Below are 16,295 nucleotides of genomic sequence, written 5' to 3' on the forward strand. Positions count from 1 at the left end.
GTTCCCGAAGCGCGGTTCCAGGGGTTCCCGAAGCGGGGAACCCGCGCACATGTACCCGTCCACCCCCCGAAGGGGGGTGGGCGGCGGGGAAAAAACCAAGCGGCAGCCCTCAACCACAAGCGGCAGCCCTCAACCACAGCGGCCCCCAATCACAAGCGGCAGCCCCCACCGCGTGCGGCCCCCCACCCCACAAGAACCCAAAGCGCAGGCCCCGGGAAGAGAATCTTCCCGGGGCCTGCGCTGGTGCTCAGCGCCGTCCGCGGAGGCCGCAGACGGCGTTCTGCGGGCTAGACGCCGGCCGTCGCGTCCGAGGTGCCGGTGGCCTCGTGTTCGGCCGTCTCCGAGCCGTCCACGCCCTCCTGCGAGCGCTGGCCGGGGATGCCGGAGAGCCGGTTCTCCATGCGGATGCGGCGCTCGTCGGCCTTGGTGCACAGATCCATCGCCGCCCGGTTGAAGCGGACCGACGACGGCGGGTCCGACGGACCCAGCAGGTGCTCCTTGAGCTCTGCCCGCGCCGCGACGAGGGTGTCCTTCTCCCGGTCACGGACCGCGTCGAGCAGACCGGCCACCCCGGCCGCGTCCGGCGTGAGGATCGTCGCCGCCCGGACGGTCGGGAAGTTCGCCCGGAAGTCGTCCTCGGTCATGCCCGACGTATTGGCGACCGCGTACGGCTTCTCGCTGGTCAGGTAGTCGGAGACCACGCTGGAGACGTCGCTGACCAGCACGTCGGCCTGGTTGAAGCAGCTGAAGATGCCGGGACGGGCGGTGGTGATGATCTGGTGCTCCCACTCGGGGAAGGAGTTCCAGTACGCCTCCTCCCAGGCGGTGACCGCGTCCGCGACGGCGGCCGCGCGGCCCTCGTCCGGGGTGCCCTGCAGCCGCATCCGCTCCAGCTCGTCGGCGCTCTTGCGGAACGCGGACGTGGTCAACGCGTTCAGCTCCTCGGCGCGGCGGGCCAGCTCGGCCGCGGCCTCCGGGCCGGGGCGCGTCCCGCTGCGCCGGCCGTTGGCCTCCGTGATCATCGCCTGGATACGGGCGTTGGCGGCGCCCGCCCGCGGGTCGACGGAACCGGTCATCGGGTGCGGCTTGTACAGCAGCCGCACGTTCTCGTCGGCGAGGAGCTCGCGGACGATGTTCTCGCCGGCCAGGATCACCGAGGTGTTGCCAGGGTTGCCGTCCCAGCCCTCCCAGGTCGGGGCGTACAGCACGGTGGTCGGCCGGCCGGCCGGGGCGCCCTCGTGCGGGCGGATCGGGGACAGCTGCGGGCGGCCGACCTCGACGACGTCCTTGTCCTCCACGCCGATGTCGGCGAGCTGGTAGCGGTCGCGGGCCGCCGGGCCCGCCACCCAGACCTCGTCGTAGGCCTTGGCGTACGGGTTGCAGGAGGACAGCTTGTCGCTCTCGCCGTGGTTGATGAACGCGTGCTTGATCGACGGGATCCGGAGGATCTGCGAGGTCTTGCCGGAGTTCGCCGGGTGCAGCAGGACCTTGAGCGTGGAGTGCTCCAGGCGCATCAGGTTGGCGACCTTCGGGATGCAGACGATCGGGATGTCCGTGGCCTCGATCTTCTGCACCATGAAGCGCTCACGGAGCACGATGATCGGGTTGCCGTCCAGGGAGGCGAGCGTGCTCAGCCACATGTTGGCCTGGTAGGCCGAGGACGCGCCGCCGGAGAAGTACATGCCGACCGTCGGCCGGTACCCGGCCAGCCAGTTGTCCAGCCATTCCAGCGCCTGCTGTTCGGCGACCACGCGCTTCTTGGGCAGCAGCCAGGTGCCCAGGTAGAGGGTGCCGCCGGCCGACAGGGCCAGGGAGACGGTCAGTCCGATGCCGCCCCAGTAGGCGTCGGTCGTGATCGCGGTCACCATCATGCCGATGGTGGTGGGCACCGAGAAGCGCAGCAGCCGCCGGCCCGTCTGGCGGGACAGGATCCGCGGCGGCGCGTCGCACAGCCGCAGCTCGCCGGCGTCGATGTTGCGCGTCACGAACGGCAGGCTGCGGGTCCGGCGGACCAGCACCGCGACCGCCTGGCACACGAAGTGGGTGCCGTAGAAGAGGAGCAGCGTGATGGTGAGCGGCGCCTGCTCCTCCAGCGGGTTGATGCCGTCGATGTGCAGCAGGCCGACCAGTATCAGCATGTCGCGCAGCAGCTGGCGCACCGTGACGTCGAACCGGATCCGGCCCAGCACGGCGAGCAGGCCGGGCTGCTTGTGCTGCAGGACCAGGTCGAGACCCAGGTTGACCACGGAGGCGGCGATGAACAGCGGGATGACGGGCAGCAGCGCACCGACGAGCTGGGCGGTGAACGCGAGCATCATCGCGAGGAGTGCCGCGAGCTGTACGGCTCGGCGGGGAACGATTCCGGCGGAAGGCACGGGGGAGGGCTCCTGGCAGCAAGAAGGTCAGGGGGGAGGCCGAGGTGGGGCGGCCGGGTCCCGCGCTGCGACGCCGCCGGAGCGGCGAAACGGGACCGATGGACACCCGACCGTATGACCTTGTTGGCCTTGGTGACAATCTGCTGTGGCTCTCATCACCGCGAAAGCGGACCAATCGAACGCAACCTCTTGGCCGTTCCGCCCGTCTTAAAGGATTCCGGGTGGGTGGCGGTAAAGGCGGTAAATACGGCCGCGGGAAGAAGCCTCCGGCCGTGCGTGGCGGGCGGACCGGAGGGCGCTCTTCCGTATTGTTCCAGCCACTTCATGGTGGCGTTCGCCACCCGGACGGCCCGGTCACCGTTCCGCCAGGCGATATCGGCACGCGCCGGCGGGCCGCACTGCCGTAGATTGCGCCCGTAGGGACGTGTACGGGACGGTCCGGGGACCACCCGTACGGCGGCCGGGAAACAGGCGAGCAGTACAGGGGTACAGCAGGTGGCAGGCGCAAGGCAGGACGTCGCTCACGCCCGGCGGATCGTGGTCAAGGTGGGCTCGTCCTCACTGACCACGGCCGCCGGCGGACTGGACGCGGACCGGGTCGACGCGCTGGTGGACGTGCTGGCCAAGCACCAGGACAAGGAGATCGTGCTGGTCTCCTCCGGGGCCATCGCGGCCGGCCTGGCCCCCCTGGGCCTGGACCGGCGGCCCCGTGACCTGGCCCGCCAGCAGGCCGCCGCCAGCGTCGGCCAGGGCCTGCTGGTCGCCCGCTACACCGCCTCCTTCGCCCGCTACGGCCGGCGCGTCGGCCAGGTCCTGCTGACCTCCGACGACACCAGCCGCCGGGCCCACTACCGCAACGCCTACCGGACCCTGGACCAGCTGCTGGCCATGGGCGCCGTGCCGATCGTCAACGAGAACGACACGGTCGCCACCGACGAGATCCGCTTCGGCGACAACGACCGGCTGGCCGCGCTGGTCGCCCACCTCGTCCGCGCCGACCTGCTGATCCTGCTGTCCGACGTGGACGGCCTCTACGACGGCGACCCGGCCACCCCGGGCACCTCGCGGATAGCCGAGGTCCGTGGTCCCAAGGACCTGGAAGGCGTCTCCATCGGGAGCGCGGGCAAGGCCGGCGTGGGCACCGGCGGCATGGTCACCAAGGTCGAGGCCGCCCGGATCGCCGCCGCGGCCGGCGTCCCGGTCATCCTGACCTCCGCCGTGCACGCCGCGGAGGCGCTGGCCGGCGGGCCCACGGGCACGCACTTCCTGCGGACCGGGCGCCGCTCCGCCGACCGGCTGCTGTGGCTCGCGCACGCCTCCACGCCGCGCGGCGCCCTCGTCCTGGACGACGGGGCGGTGCAGGCCGTCGTCGAGCGGCACTCCTCGCTGCTGCCCGCCGGTATCGCCGCGGTGGAGGGCGAGTTCTCGGCCGGCGACCCGGTCGAGCTACGGGACGGCGCGGGCCGGGCGATCGCCCGCGGCCTCGTCAATTTCGACGCCCGGGAAATCCCCCGATTGATTGGCCGTTCGACCCGCGATCTCGCCCGTGAGCTGGGCCCCGCCTACGAGCGGGAGGTCGTGCACCGCGACGATCTGGTGCTGCTGCACCACTGACGCCGTCGCGCCCCCGCCGGCGGCCGGCACGGCACCGGCACACCGCCCCGCCCACGGTACGCGGACCGGTCTTTCCCGCGAGAGCTTGGCAAAAACGCCCCCGCGACGGCCCGCGGACTGGTCAACTTTGTTGCGGGGCGCCACAGGGGAGGGGCGCCCGCCGCGCGCAAGCGCACCCGTCGACGTACCACCCAGTCGGCCCCGCAACCGCCCGGGGCCGAGCAATTCGCAACACAGGAGGCCGCCGGTGAGACGAGGGCGCCCAGGGGCACCGCCCCGAGGGACGGCGGAGCGCGCACTGACCAGCGTCGGACCCGGTCCGGCCGCCGGCCGGCCCGAGGACGAGGACCTGGGGGAGCGCAGCCAGACCGCGCGGCCAACCACGGAGAGTGACCGCGTGGAGGCGTCCCGGCTCTGGCACATCACCCTCAGCGTCTCGGGGGCCGAGGCCCCGCTGCGGGAGGTCCGGCGGGCGCTGGAGCAGCTCGCGCACGACCATCCCTTCCTGCTGACCAGCCGCTACGCCAACGACCACGCCGAGATCCGCTACTGGGAGGAGGCCCGCGACCTGCACGACGCCGCGGCGGTCGCCCTGCGGCTCTGGGGCGAGCACCGCTCGACGGCCAAACTGCCCCCGTGGGAGATCGTCGGCCTGGAGGTCATCGACCGGGAGACGTACCACCAGCGCATCGCCGAGGGCTACGGTCCGCCACCGGCCGCACCCGTGGGCGTGCACCCGTTCTGACCGGTGGCCCGCCGCGTTCCGCGCAGTGAGATACCCCCTGGCCGCGGCCTGCCCGCCCGATAGGCTGCGGCCATGACCAGCAGCGCACCGCAGACCTCGCCCGTCCTCGACACCGCCCGCCGCGCGCGGGAGGCGGCCGCCGTCCTGGCGCCACTGCCGCGGACGGCCCGTGACGCCGCGCTGCTCGCCATCGCCGACGCCCTGGTGGAGCGGACCGAGGCGATCGTCGCCGCCAACGCCCAGGACATCGCCAAGGCCCGTCAGGCCGGCACCGCCGAGTCGATCGTGGACCGGCTCACCCTCACCCCGGAGCGGATCGCGGCGATCGCCGCGGACGTCCGCCAGGTCGTGGCGCTGCCCGACCCGGTCGGCGAGGTGGTCCGCGGCTCGACCCTGCCCAACGGCCTCGACCTGCGCCAGGTCCGGGTCCCGCTCGGCGTGATCGGCATCATCTACGAGGCCCGGCCCAATGTGACGGTGGACGCCGCCGCCCTCTGCCTGAAGTCCGGCAACGCCGTGCTGCTGCGCGGCTCGTCCTCCGCCTACGCCTCCAACAGCGCCCTGGTGGACGTGCTGCGCGACGCCGTCCAGAGCGCCGGGCTGCCCGCCGACGCCGTCCAGCTGGTGCCCGGCGAGAGCCGCGACTCGGTGCGCGAGCTGATGCGCGCCCGCGGCCTGGTCGACGTGCTGATCCCGCGCGGCGGCGCCTCGCTGATCCGCACGGTCGTCGAGGAGTCCACCGTCCCGGTGATCGAGACCGGCACCGGCAACTGCCACGTCTACGTCGACGAGGCGGCCGACCTCGACATGGCGATCGAGATCCTGATCAACTCCAAGGCCCAGCGGCCCAGCGTCTGCAACGCCGCCGAGACCGTGCTGGTGCACGCCGGGATCGCCGAGAAGTTCCTGCCGCGTGCCCTGGAGGCGCTCACCGAGGCCGGCGTGGTCGTGCATGGTGACGCGGCCTGGCAGCAGGCCGGCCCCGGGCTGGTCGCCCCCGCCACCGACGAGGACTGGGCGACGGAGTACCTCTCGTACGACATCGCGGCCGCCGTGGTGCCCGACCTGGAGGCGGCGGTCACGCACATCCGGCGCTGGTCCTCCGGGCACACCGAGGCGATCGTCACCACCTCGCAGGCCGCGGCCCGCCGGTTCACCCAGTTGGTGGATTCCACGACCGTCGCGGTCAACGCCTCGACCCGCTTCACGGACGGCGGCCAGTTCGGTTTCGGCGCCGAGATCGGCATTTCCACCCAGAAGCTGCACGCCCGCGGCCCCATGGGCCTGCCGGAACTGACCTCCACCAAATACATCGTCACCGGCGATGGCCACACCCGCTGACGCCGTCCCCGGATTTCCCGTCCCCGCAGCCCCGTTCTCTGTGCTTTCTCCCTGCCCAAAATGGCCCCCCGGGGCTAACCTGGACGGGTGCCGGACGACGTGGGGGCACGCCGTTCCCGGACGGCGAAGAGCCCGACGAGCACCACCACGGGAGCCACGGAAAAGCGGATGAGGAATTCGCTCCCGTGGTCTTCGACGAGGAATTCGTCCGGTCCGCGCGGATCCACGAACCCTCGGCGGTCGAGCGGATGCTGGCCGCCGCCGAGGCGCGCGCCGAGGCCGAGGCAGCCCGCTCGGCCCCCGGCTTCGGCCCCGACGCGGCCGACGACCCCGACGCGTACGGCGACCCGCGGCAGCGCGGCGCGTACGGCGGGTACGAGGACGACGACCACGACGACCGGCCACACGGCCCGTACGGCCCCTACGGCGGCTCGCTGCGGCCCTACCGCGGCAGCACCCGCTGGCACCGGCCGGTGGCCTGGGTCCTGGCCGTGGTCATGGGTATCGGGCTGGTCGCGCTGGCCTTCAGCGCCGTCTACCGCGGCGCGTCCGGGCGCAACCAGAGCCCGGCGCCGGCACCCACGTCCAGCGGTGTCGACGCCCCGGCCACCGGCGGCGCGGACAGCGTCCGTACGGCGCGGCCCGGCCTGCCGTCGCTGCCGTCCGCCGAGACCGTGCGCCCGTCATTTTCCGCCGGCACCCCGGCGCAGTGACACCGTCGCGCACTGCCCGCATCCGGGGCGCCCGAAACGGAACGGTGCGCTGAAGTTGCCCGCCGCCCCGGCGTTTACCTTTGCCCCGGCCGACCTACTCTTGTTGTATGACCGGGCCTGGTGACCCTCCCGAAGGGACGCCCAACGGCGCCCCGGGAGGCGGTGAGGACGAGTACCGATCCGTCGTCTTCGACGAATCGTTCGTGCGCGCTGCGCGGCTGCAGGAATTCTCCGCCGACGAACGGCTCGGCGAGCACCACGCACCGGCGGTGAAGACCCGGCGCGCCTGGATGCGGCTGGGGGGCTCCCGGCAGGCGATCCTCCTGGTGCTGCTGATCGTGCTGGCCTTCGGCACCGCCGTCTACATGGGCATCCGGCACCCCTACAAGACCCCCGAGCCGGCCCGGGCGCAGCCGTTGCGGTCGGCCGTCGTACCGCTCGCGCCGAGCGGGGAGGTGCCCGGCGGGACGCCCGAGGACCTCTTCGCGCACAGCCCCGCGGCGAATTACCGGGTCGGCGCCGCGGGCGTGAACCTGCCCACGGTCTCCCGCACCGACCACTTCTCCGACGGCCAGATCGTCTCCGCGCTGACCATCGCCAAGGACTACCTCGTCCGCTCCTCGCTGGACCCGGAAACCGTCACCGGCGGTTCCGTACGGCCGCTGCGGCTGCTGCTCGACACCGGCCAACTCGACCAGTTCGACCAGAGCTTGGCGCACCCCGACGACAACGGCCAGAACGCCGCCACCGGCTGGCTGGTGCGCTTCGACCCCCGGCAGACCCGGCTCGCCGACCGGAACGTACGGGTCAACGGCACGCTGTCCGCCACGGAGTTGAGCCCGGACGCGCTGGAGGTCACCGCGGACTACACCTTCGTCTACGCCGTCCAGCCCGCCCCCGGTGCCCGGCAGGCCGCGGCCGGCCAGGACGTCGGCAAGGCCACCGCGGGCGCCGCCTCGCTGGTCACCGTGCGGCGTGAGATGCACTTCCGGCTGGGCCGCGACGACCTGACCGACCACCGCCTGGAGGTGCTGCAGAGCAGCCTGCAGGCGGGGCCGCTGGCCTGCTCCTCGCAGCCGGCCGACGCGCTGCACCCGCTCTTCGCGGGACAGCACGCCGGCAGCGACCGCCCGGCCGGCACCGACCCCTACGCCAGGGACCGGGCCAACCCCTCGCTGTGCGGTCAGCTGGCGCCGTCCGCCGAGCCGAAGCCGGCCCACCCGATCCGCTAGGCGGCCCAGGACCCGCCGGGCGGGCGAGCCGCTCCACCGGGCGTCGTGCGGGCCGCTCCGTCAGGCTTCCGAGCCGTTGGGCCGGTCCGTGCCGTTGGCGCCGCCCTGGCCGCCGCGCGAGCCGCCGCCGAAGACCGTGTCCCGCAGCTTGCCGCCCAAGTCACCCGCGCCGCCCGCGATATCGCGGACCAGGCCCATCAGCGGGTCCTTGCTGTTGCGGACCGAATCGGCGTAGTGCGCCGCCGAGTCCCGGAACGAGTCGGACACCGAGGCGTCCTTGTCCTCGTCGCGGCGGGGGTAGTGGCCGTCCATGATCCGCTGGTAGTCGCGGCTGGCCGCCCACTTCTTCAGCTCGGCCGCCCGCACGGTGGTGAACGGGTGGCTGCGCGGCAGGAGGTTGAGGATCTTCAGCACGGAGTCGCGCAGGTCGCCGCCCGACTCGTACTCGTCGGCCTGCTTGAGGAAGGCGTCGACGTTCATCTCGTGCAGGTGATTGCCGCCGGCCAGCTTCATCAGGCCGCGCATCGAGGCCTGCAGGTCCTGACCGACCAGCAGCCCGGCGCGGTCCGCCGACAGCTCGGACTTGCGGAACCACTCGCGCAGCGCCGTCACGATCGCCATGATCGCGACGTTGCCCAGCGGGATCCAGGCGACCTTCATGGCGAGGTTCGTCAGGAAGAGCAGGATCGTGCGGTAGACCGCGTGCCCGGAGAGGGCGTGGCCGACCTCGTGGCCGACGACCGCCCGCATCTCCTCCTCGTCGAGCAGCTCGACGAGACCGGTCGTCACCACGATGATCGGCTCGTCCAGGCCGATGCACATGGCGTTGGGCTGCGGGTCCTGATTGACGTACATCGGCGGGACCTTCTCCAGGTCCAGGATGTAGCAGGCGTCGCGCAGCATGTCGTTCAGGTGCGAGAACTGCTGGTCGCCGACGCGCACCGAGTCCGACAGGAACAGCAGCCGGAGGCTGCGCTCCGGCAACAGGCCGCTGAGCGTCTTGAAGACGGTGTCGAACCCGCTGAGCTTGCGCAGGGCGACCAGCGCCGAGCGGTCCGCGGGGTGCTCGTACGACCGCGAGGAGATTCCGGGGAATCGCCGCCGGTCCCGGCTCGGTACGTGCGCGCTGCCGTCTGGGCTCTCCGTCATTGGGGCCTCCCCCTCTTCGACTGCGTGAGTTTCAGACTAGAGGACGCCACTGACAGGCGAATGGATGCTCGGGCGTACGCTGGCGATCGCACCAATGACCGCACAGGCCCGTACAAAAGACCCGCCGGGCCGGTACCCGAGGAGCGCCGCCATGCCGCATCCGAGCCTGCTGCTCGCCGCAGCCGCGGAGACCGCCAGGGACGGCGGCCCCGGATGGATCCTGCGCACCGTGATCATCGTCGGCGTGCTCGGCGCCGTCCTGCTCGCCTGGTTCCTGCTGCGCGGCTACGGCCAGGACTGACCGGCCGGGGGCCGCGCCCGGAGGCGTGCGGACGCGGCCGGGCGCATCCGGGTGGAGTCGCCGTGAGCCGGCGGTGAGCCGACGCATACGATGTGGTGGAAGTCTCTGCCCGCACCGAGCCCGGATTGGTCCTGCTGACGATGAGCCTGCACACCACCGCACAGTCCCTGGTTTCCCTCGCCGCCGAACCCGGCCACGAGGGCGGTCACGCCAGCCTCAGCCCTTTCGTGACCGGCGGCGGTGCCCTGTTTGTCCTGCTCCTCCTGCTGTGGGTCACGACCCGCTTCAACCGGGACCGCTGAGCCCCGGCACCCGGCCCCCGGCATCGCGCGCCGCCCAGTAGGGTCTGCACGCATGGGAGAGCACACAGGGCCCGTGAAGCGGCGACTCGGAGTGATGGGCGGGACGTTCGACCCGATCCATCACGGACACCTGGTCGCCGCCAGCGAGGTGGCCAGCCAGTTCCACCTCGACGAGGTCATCTTCGTGCCGACCGGGCAGCCGTGGCAGAAGAGCCACAAGAAGGTGTCGCCGGCCGAGGACCGGTATCTGATGACGGTCATCGCGACCGCCTCGAACCCGCAGTTCTCCGTCAGCCGCATCGACATCGACCGCGGCGGCAAGACGTACACGATAGACACGCTGCGTGATCTGCGCGCGGAGCACCGTGACGCGGATCTGTTCTTCATCACCGGCGCCGACGCGCTCAGCCAGATCCTGACCTGGCACGATGCCGCGGAGCTGGTGTCGCTCGCCCACTTCATCGGGGTGACCAGGCCCGGCCACGTCCTCGCGGACCCCGGGCTGCCCGAGGGGGCGGTGTCCCTGGTCGAGGTGCCCGCGCTGGCCATCTCCTCGACCGACTGCCGGGCGCGCGTCGCCCAGGGGGATCCGGTCTGGTACCTGGTGCCGGACGGTGTGGTGCGCTACATCGACAAAAAACAGCTGTACCGCAACGACCGCTGACGGGGCTGACGGAAAGGGGCACCGGTGAGCGACCGACACGATCCGTACGGGCCGCAGGACCCGTATGCCCGCGACCCTTACGCCCAGGAGCAACCAGGGCAGCAGGGGCAGCCGGGCTACACCTACGACGCCTACGGGCAGCCGGTCTACCACGACGCCGCCCGGCCGTCGTACGAGCAGCAACACGACCCGTACGGCGGGCACTCCGCCCCGTCCGCCTACGAGGGCTACGACCCGTACGGCACCGCACAGGGCCATCAGGCGCAGCAGACCTACCAGGGACAGCAGGGTCACCAGGGGCAGCAGGCCGGCGTGGACTACGGCTACGGCCCCTACGGCCACGGCCAGGTCCAGGCCGAACCCGGCTACCCCCAGCAGTACGACCCGTACGGCCGGCCCCAGCAGCCGTCCCCCCAGCAGTCGCCCCCGCAGCAGGCCCCTCCGCAGGAGTGGATCCCGCAGCAGGCCCAGCAGTCGCCGTACGAGCAGCTCTCCTACGAGGAGCAGCGCCACGGCGCACCGGCACCGGGTGGCCGCGAGGACGCCCGGCAGCCGGGCGGCGGGCGCCGCGCCCCCTCGGACGGTCCCGCGGCGGAGACACCCGGCGGCGCCTCTTCCGGTGACCCGGAGTACCAGACCGAGCAGTTCTCCTTCATCGAGGAGCCCGACGAGGACTCCGAAGACGTCATCGACTGGCTGAAGTTCACCGAGAGCCGCACCGAGCGGCGCGAGGAGGCCAAGCGGCGCGGCCGCAGCCGGATCATCGCACTGTCGGTCGTCCTGGTCCTCCTGGTGGCCGGAGGTGCCGGCTACCTGTGGTGGGCGGGCAAGCTGCCCGGACTGGCCGGGCCGGGCACCGGCCGGACCGCCGCGGCCGGCGGCCAGAAGCGCGACGTCCTCGTCGTGCACCTGCGGGACACCAAGACGGGCAACAGCTCGACCGCGCTCCTGGTGGACAACGAGACCACCCACAAGGGCACCACCGTCCTGCTGCCCAACAGCCTCGTGGTCCCCAAGGACGACGGCAGCGCCACCACGCTCGGCAAGTCCGTGAAGGACGACGGTGCCGAGCCCACCCGGGACGCCCTCAACAGCCTCCTGGGCGCCGACCTGAAGGCCACCTGGCGGCTGGACACGCCCTACCTGGAGAACCTCGTCGAGACGGTCGGCGGCATCACCCTCGACACCGACGCCACCGTGCCCGGCGCCAAGAAGGGCGCCTCCCCGGTGGTCAAGCAGGGCCGGGCCCAGGATCTGGGCGGCCAGGCGGCCGTCGCCTACGCCACCTACCAGGCGCCCGGCGAGCCCCAGACCCGGCAGCTGCAGCGCTTCGGGCAGGTCATGCAGGCGACGCTGAAGAAGGTCTCCAGCGATTCGGACGGCGCCACCGCCACCGTCAAGGCACTCCTCCAGGTCCTCGACCCGCCGCTCACCGAGGCCCAGCTGGGCAGCTCGCTGGCGCAGCGCGCGGAACTGGCGAAGACCGGCGCCTACCGCACGACCCTGCTGCCCGTACAGACCGACGGCACGCTCAGCCAGGGCACCGCGGCCGGTGTCGTCAAGGACGTGCTCGGCGGCACGGTCAAGAAGACCGCCCCCGACACCACCGCCCGGGTGGCCGTCCGCAACGCCACCGGCAACAAGGCGGCGACCGGAAAGGCACAGGTCGCCCTGCTCAACGGCGGCTACAGCTTCGTCGACGACGGCGCCGAGGGCGCGGCCCAGGCCGCCTCCCGGGTCACGTACGCGGACGCCGCCTCGAAGGCGAAGGCCGCCGAGGTCGCCAAGACGCTGGGCCTGCCGGCGGGCGCGGTCCGGCAGGGCAAGGGCGCCGGGAACGCCGACATCACGGTGGTCCTCGGCCAGGACTACAAGGGCTGACGGGAGGGGCGGGCGGTCCACCGGACCGACCCGCCCCGACCGGTCACCGGTGGGCCGTCGGACCCACTGCCACCGCGCTGACCAGCCAGGATGCGCGATCTGACCCACTGGTTCGAAAACCCTGCCGGGAGTGTCAGTGGTCCGTGAGACCCTTGAGGGGTACCTGACCGCCGATCCGGTTGCCCATGGGGACTGCGGCGCGCGCCGCGGCGGGGCCGAGCCCTCGCCCCGTGACCGGCCGGAGAAGCAGCCCTCGACCCGGAAAGCCGCTTGTGACCGCCACGGACCGCTCCATCGAGCTCATCAACGCCGCAGCCCAGGCCGCGGCCGACAAGCTCGCGCACGACATCATCGCGTACGACGTCAGTGACGTCCTCTCGATCACCGATGCCTTCCTGCTCGCCTCGGCCCCCAGCGACCGCCAGGTGAAGTCGATCGTCGACGAGATCGAGGAACGGCTCTCCAAGGACCTCGGCGCCAAGCCGGTCCGCCGCGAGGGCGACCGCGAGGCCCGCTGGGTGCTGCTCGACTACGTCGACATCGTCGTGCACGTCCAGCACAGCGAGGAGCGCGTGTTCTACGCGCTTGAGCGGCTGTGGAAGGACTGCCCGGAGATCGACCTCCCCGAGGACGCCAAGGCCACCCGCGGCAAGGCCGCCGCGCACGCCGAGGCCACTGCGGGCGGGCAGGACGGAGAGCTGCTCTGAACGGCACGAAGCGGGCGTCGGGCCGCCGCATCGTCCTGTGGCGGCACGGCCAGACGGCCTGGAATCTGGAGCGCCGCTTCCAGGGCTCCACGGACATCGAGCTGACCGACACGGGCCTGACCCAGGCCCGGCGCTCGGCCCGGCTGCTCGCCGCGCTGCGGCCGGACGCGATCATCGCCTCCGACCTCCGGCGCGCGGCCGCCACGGCGAGCGAGCTGGCCGCCCTCACCCGGCTCGACGTGACCCACGACGCGGCCCTGCGCGAGACGTACGCGGGCTCCTGGCAGGGGCTGACCCACGAGGAGATCCTCGCGCGCTACGGCGAGCAGTACACCGCCTGGAAGCGCGGGGAGCCGGTGCGGCGCGGTGGCGGCGAGCTGGAGACCGAGGTGGCCGACCGGGCCGCCCCCGTGGTGCTCAACCACGCCGACAAGCTGCCTGAGAACGGCACCCTGGTCGTGGTCAGCCACGGCGGCACGATCCGCACCACCATCGGGCGGCTGCTCGGCCTGGAGGCCCACCACTGGGAGGGCCTGGGCGGGCTGTCGAACTGCTGCTGGTCCGTGCTCGGCGAGGGCGCGCGCGGCTGGCGGCTGTTGGAGCACAACGCCGGCACCCTGCCGGAGCCGGTGCTCGGCGACGACGTCTGACCCCGCCGGGGGCCCGGGCGGACCCGGATTTCACATCTGGGCAGGTCGCAGGCTAAAGTTCATCTTGTTCGCGGCGCCGCCGGGGAAAACCCCGGAGGAGCGGAACAAGACCCGGGGCTATAGCTCAGTTGGTAGAGCGCCTGCATGGCATGCAGGAGGTCAGGAGTTCAATTCTCCTTAGCTCCACAACCCGGATGATCCCGCCTCCAGATGGAGGCGGGATCATTGCGTATGTGCGGACCCGCGCACGGCCCGGCCCGCTGCGAAGACGGACCTGACCTGGTGGGCCGTCCGTGGCAGAATCGGACGGCGCCGCCAGGGGAGGAGAGACAGCGATGCCCACGAGCATCCTCGGGGAGGTCGACGGCCTGCTCGACGTCGCTGCGGCGGGCGCCGGTACCGGCTCTGCCCTGCAGTGCCCCTCGTGCGGGTCGTCGCACGTCGCGCAGGTGCTGGGCGACAACGGCGGCATCTCCTTCGTTTGTACGGCCTGCGGCCACAGTTGGAGCTGATGGATGGGCGCCCACAGCAGGAAATGTGACTGGTGCGGCAGCGGAACGCCGATCGTGCGCGACATGGAGCCGGTCAACACCGACTACCAGTACTGGTGCGAGGAATGCGCACGCGCCCTGGTCATAAAGGGCGACCCGATCGAGACCTACCGGGAGCTCGACGGGGAGCCGATCTACGGGCGGCTGCTCGACGAGCACTGCACGCTCAAGCGTTTCTACTCGTTCGCCACGGCCTGACCGGCGCCGCCCGCCAACGGGCGGCCGTTCCGAACACCTTGGGCCGGATGAGCACGCCGTTCTGACGCCCTTCCCGGCATCTCCGGAGACTTCCGGGCGCTACCGCATGGTTCCGGTCGGTTCCGGTCGGTTCCGATCGGGCGGAACGGCCGTGCGTTCGCCCGGCGTTGGACCGGACGACGGCATGCCGGCAGGCACACCGGCCGGCGCCCCGTCCGCCTCAATCGCGGGTGGCGGGGGAGCGGTTGGCCCGCCACAGCCGGGCCCCGGCCAGGGCCAGCACGGCCAGTCCGGCGAGCGGATAGACGTCGGAGAGCAGCATCTGGATGCCGTTCTGGTGCAGTTCCTGGTGCTGGTGCCAGCGGTGCGGCACCCACCACAGGGCGAAGGAGCAGAAGAGGAGGCCGAGCGTGACGGTGGTCACCCACCAGCGGCGCGCGCCGGTGCCGGTCCGGTCGAGCGCCTCGGAGCCGAGCAGGACCAGCATCGGCACGCACCACACCCAGTGGTGGGACCAGGAGACCGGGCTGATCAGGAGGGCGGTGGCGGCGCAGGCGACGGCCGCCCAGGCGCGGCCGCCGTCGGCCGGGGATGCGGCCGGCCCGCGCAGCAGCGCCCCGGCGGCCAGCGCGAGGCCCGCGAGCGCGGTCAGCCCGGCCAGTACGGCCCAGGAGGCGCCGGGGTCGTGGGTGTGCAGCAGCCGGGCGAGCGCGCCGCGCAGCGACTGGTTCGCGGTGATCTCCACCTCACCGACCCGGTCGGCGGAGAACACGATCCCGGTCCAGAAGCGGTGCGAGTCGCGGGGCAGTGCGAGGGCGGAGAGGAGGGCGGTGGCTAGGAAGGTCGCGGTGGCGACGGCGGCCTGCCGCAGCCAGGGGTTCCAGGCGGCGCGTAGACCGGCGCCGGAGCGCAGGCGCTGCCCGGCCCGTACGGCGCCGGCCACGGCCAGGAAGACGGCGAACAGCGCCGGTGTGAGCTTGATGCCGGCCGCGATGCCGATGCCGATACCCGCGAGCCGCTGGGCGTCCCTGCGGGTCAGGTCCCACAGCACGAGCGCAGTGAGCAGCAGGTTGATCTGGCCGTAGCGCAGCGTCGTCCACACCGGTTCGCACCACACCAGCAGCGCCGAGACCGCCAGCGTGGCGGCCGGCCGGGGCAGCCGCCGGGGGCGGCCCGCCAGGCGCAGCGAGAGGTCGACGACCGCGACGAGCAGCAGCAGGTTCCCGGCGGTGGCCAGGGTGCGCATCGCCGGGACGCCGAGGAGGGTGAGGGGGGTGAAGAGCAGCGCCGCGAAGGGCGGGTAGGTGTTGGGCAGGTGGGCCGAGGTGGCCACCATGTCGTAGAGGGACTCGCCGTTGCGGACGGTCAGGCCCTCGGCCCGGTAGACCATGAGGTCGATCATCGTGACGTGCGCGAGCCGCTGGGCGATCCAGAAGGCGGTGAAGGAGGCCAGACAGGCCAGCGCCGCCGCGGCCGTCGGGTGGCGGCGCAGGACGCCCTTGCCGGGGTGCGGGCCGCCGGGTTCGGTGGGCTGTTCCAGCTCCAGGGCGGTCACGGCGTACGGCTCCCCCAGGACGAATCGGGCACGGCCTGCCGACAGTACCGCGCGCCCCGTCCAAGGGCCCTCGGGAGAACGATTTGGCAGAAGGCGGGGAGGTCCGTGTAATGTAGGCGATGCCGCAGCGGGGAACCGGGCGGAAAACAAAATACGGGGCTATAGCTCAGTTGGTAGAGCGCCTGCATGGCATGCAGGAGGTCAGGAGTTCAATTCTCCTTAGCTCCACAGAGACAAAGCAGGCCGTCCATTGCGGACGGCCTGCTTTGCTGTGCGTATCCGGACTCCCGGGTGGGGCGGATGCTTCGCATCGGGCG

The 16,295-nt window shown here is 72.2% G+C and carries 15 protein-coding genes, 2 tRNA genes and 1 pseudogene; 15 read left to right on the plus strand and 3 right to left on the minus strand.

All coding sequences use genetic code 11. The annotated features are described in order from the left end of the window. Positions 1-287: 287 nt before the first annotated feature. Positions 288-2,375: a hypothetical protein gene (locus tag OJ254_RS15125; RefSeq protein WP_265362748.1), complete on the minus strand. Its 2,088-nt coding sequence runs from the start codon at positions 2,373-2,375 to the stop codon at positions 288-290. A gap of 495 nt (positions 2,376-2,870) precedes the next feature. On the opposite strand from OJ254_RS15125, the gene proB reads away from it, so the two are divergent. The 5 genes and pseudogenes from proB to OJ254_RS15150 all read left to right on the plus strand — a co-directional run bounded on the left by proB (position 2,871) and on the right by OJ254_RS15150 (position 8,020). Then, positions 2,871-3,989: a glutamate 5-kinase gene (proB, locus tag OJ254_RS15130; protein ID WP_265362749.1), complete on the plus strand. Its 1,119-nt coding sequence runs from the start codon at positions 2,871-2,873 to the stop codon at positions 3,987-3,989. A 247-nt stretch (positions 3,990-4,236) separates the two neighbouring features. Beyond that, positions 4,237-4,734 (plus strand): hypothetical protein, encoded by a 498-nt coding sequence (locus OJ254_RS15135; RefSeq protein WP_265362750.1) that lies wholly within the window; start codon positions 4,237-4,239, stop codon positions 4,732-4,734. A 72-nt stretch (positions 4,735-4,806) separates the two neighbouring features. Further along, positions 4,807-6,075 (plus strand): glutamate-5-semialdehyde dehydrogenase, encoded by a 1,269-nt coding sequence (locus tag OJ254_RS15140; RefSeq protein WP_265362751.1) that lies wholly within the window; start codon positions 4,807-4,809, stop codon positions 6,073-6,075. A gap of 87 nt (positions 6,076-6,162) precedes the next feature. Continuing rightward, positions 6,163-6,788: pseudogene (locus tag OJ254_RS15145) on the plus strand (SCO2584 family spore wall biosynthesis protein). 107 nt (positions 6,789-6,895) lie between these two features. Next, positions 6,896-8,020 (plus strand): SCO2583 family membrane protein, encoded by a 1,125-nt coding sequence (locus OJ254_RS15150; protein ID WP_265362753.1) that lies wholly within the window; start codon positions 6,896-6,898, stop codon positions 8,018-8,020. 60 nt (positions 8,021-8,080) lie between these two features. On the opposite strand, the gene OJ254_RS15155 is transcribed toward OJ254_RS15150, so the two are convergent. Beyond that, a complete protein-coding gene (locus tag OJ254_RS15155) occupies positions 8,081-9,169 on the minus strand; it encodes a M48 family metallopeptidase (protein ID WP_261951509.1) in 1,089 nt (362 codons plus the stop codon). A 151-nt stretch (positions 9,170-9,320) separates the two neighbouring features. On the opposite strand from OJ254_RS15155, the gene OJ254_RS15160 reads away from it, so the two are divergent. The 9 genes from OJ254_RS15160 (at position 9,321) to OJ254_RS15200 (ending at position 14,423) form a co-directional block, all read left to right on the plus strand. Further along, positions 9,321-9,470, plus strand: a complete 150-nt coding sequence (locus OJ254_RS15160) for a hypothetical protein (RefSeq protein ID WP_265362754.1) — start codon at positions 9,321-9,323, stop codon at positions 9,468-9,470. 95 nt (positions 9,471-9,565) lie between these two features. Then, a complete protein-coding gene (locus OJ254_RS15165) occupies positions 9,566-9,772 on the plus strand; it encodes a hypothetical protein (RefSeq protein ID WP_265365397.1) in 207 nt (68 codons plus the stop codon). Positions 9,773-9,824: 52 nt separating this feature from the next. Beyond that, a complete protein-coding gene (nadD, locus tag OJ254_RS15170; RefSeq protein ID WP_051798734.1) occupies positions 9,825-10,436 on the plus strand; it encodes a nicotinate-nucleotide adenylyltransferase in 612 nt (203 codons plus the stop codon). Positions 10,437-10,460: 24 nt separating this feature from the next. After that, entirely contained in the window at positions 10,461-12,317 is a 1,857-nt protein-coding gene (locus OJ254_RS15175) for an LCP family protein (protein ID WP_265362755.1), read from the plus strand. Between the two features lie 272 nt (positions 12,318-12,589). Next, positions 12,590-13,024, plus strand: coding sequence for a ribosome silencing factor (gene rsfS / locus OJ254_RS15180; RefSeq protein WP_261951512.1), 435 nt, complete (start codon positions 12,590-12,592; stop codon positions 13,022-13,024). Next, positions 13,021-13,674, plus strand: a complete 654-nt coding sequence (locus OJ254_RS15185) for a histidine phosphatase family protein (RefSeq protein ID WP_265365162.1) — start codon at positions 13,021-13,023, stop codon at positions 13,672-13,674. Before rsfS ends, OJ254_RS15185 begins: the two co-directional genes overlap by 4 nt. Positions 13,675-13,787: 113 nt before the next feature. Next, positions 13,788-13,860, plus strand: a tRNA-Ala gene (locus OJ254_RS15190). A gap of 149 nt (positions 13,861-14,009) precedes the next feature. After that, entirely contained in the window at positions 14,010-14,186 is a 177-nt protein-coding gene (locus OJ254_RS15195; RefSeq protein WP_261951513.1) for a hypothetical protein, read from the plus strand. Positions 14,187-14,189: 3 nt separating this feature from the next. Beyond that, on the plus strand, positions 14,190-14,423 hold the full coding sequence (locus OJ254_RS15200; protein ID WP_030413843.1) for a hypothetical protein: 234 nt from the start codon (positions 14,190-14,192) through the stop codon (positions 14,421-14,423). A gap of 220 nt (positions 14,424-14,643) precedes the next feature. On the opposite strand, the gene OJ254_RS15205 is transcribed toward OJ254_RS15200, so the two are convergent. Continuing rightward, a complete protein-coding gene (locus OJ254_RS15205) occupies positions 14,644-15,978 on the minus strand; it encodes a glycosyltransferase 87 family protein (RefSeq protein WP_265362757.1) in 1,335 nt (444 codons plus the stop codon). A gap of 155 nt (positions 15,979-16,133) precedes the next feature. Here OJ254_RS15205 and OJ254_RS15210 point away from each other — a divergent pair. Further along, positions 16,134-16,206 (plus strand) — tRNA-Ala (locus tag OJ254_RS15210). Positions 16,207-16,295: the final 89 nt, after the last annotated feature.

Source organism: Streptomyces endophytica (assembly GCF_026153355.1).
Lineage (GTDB): Bacteria > Actinomycetota > Actinomycetes > Streptomycetales > Streptomycetaceae > Streptomyces > Streptomyces endophytica.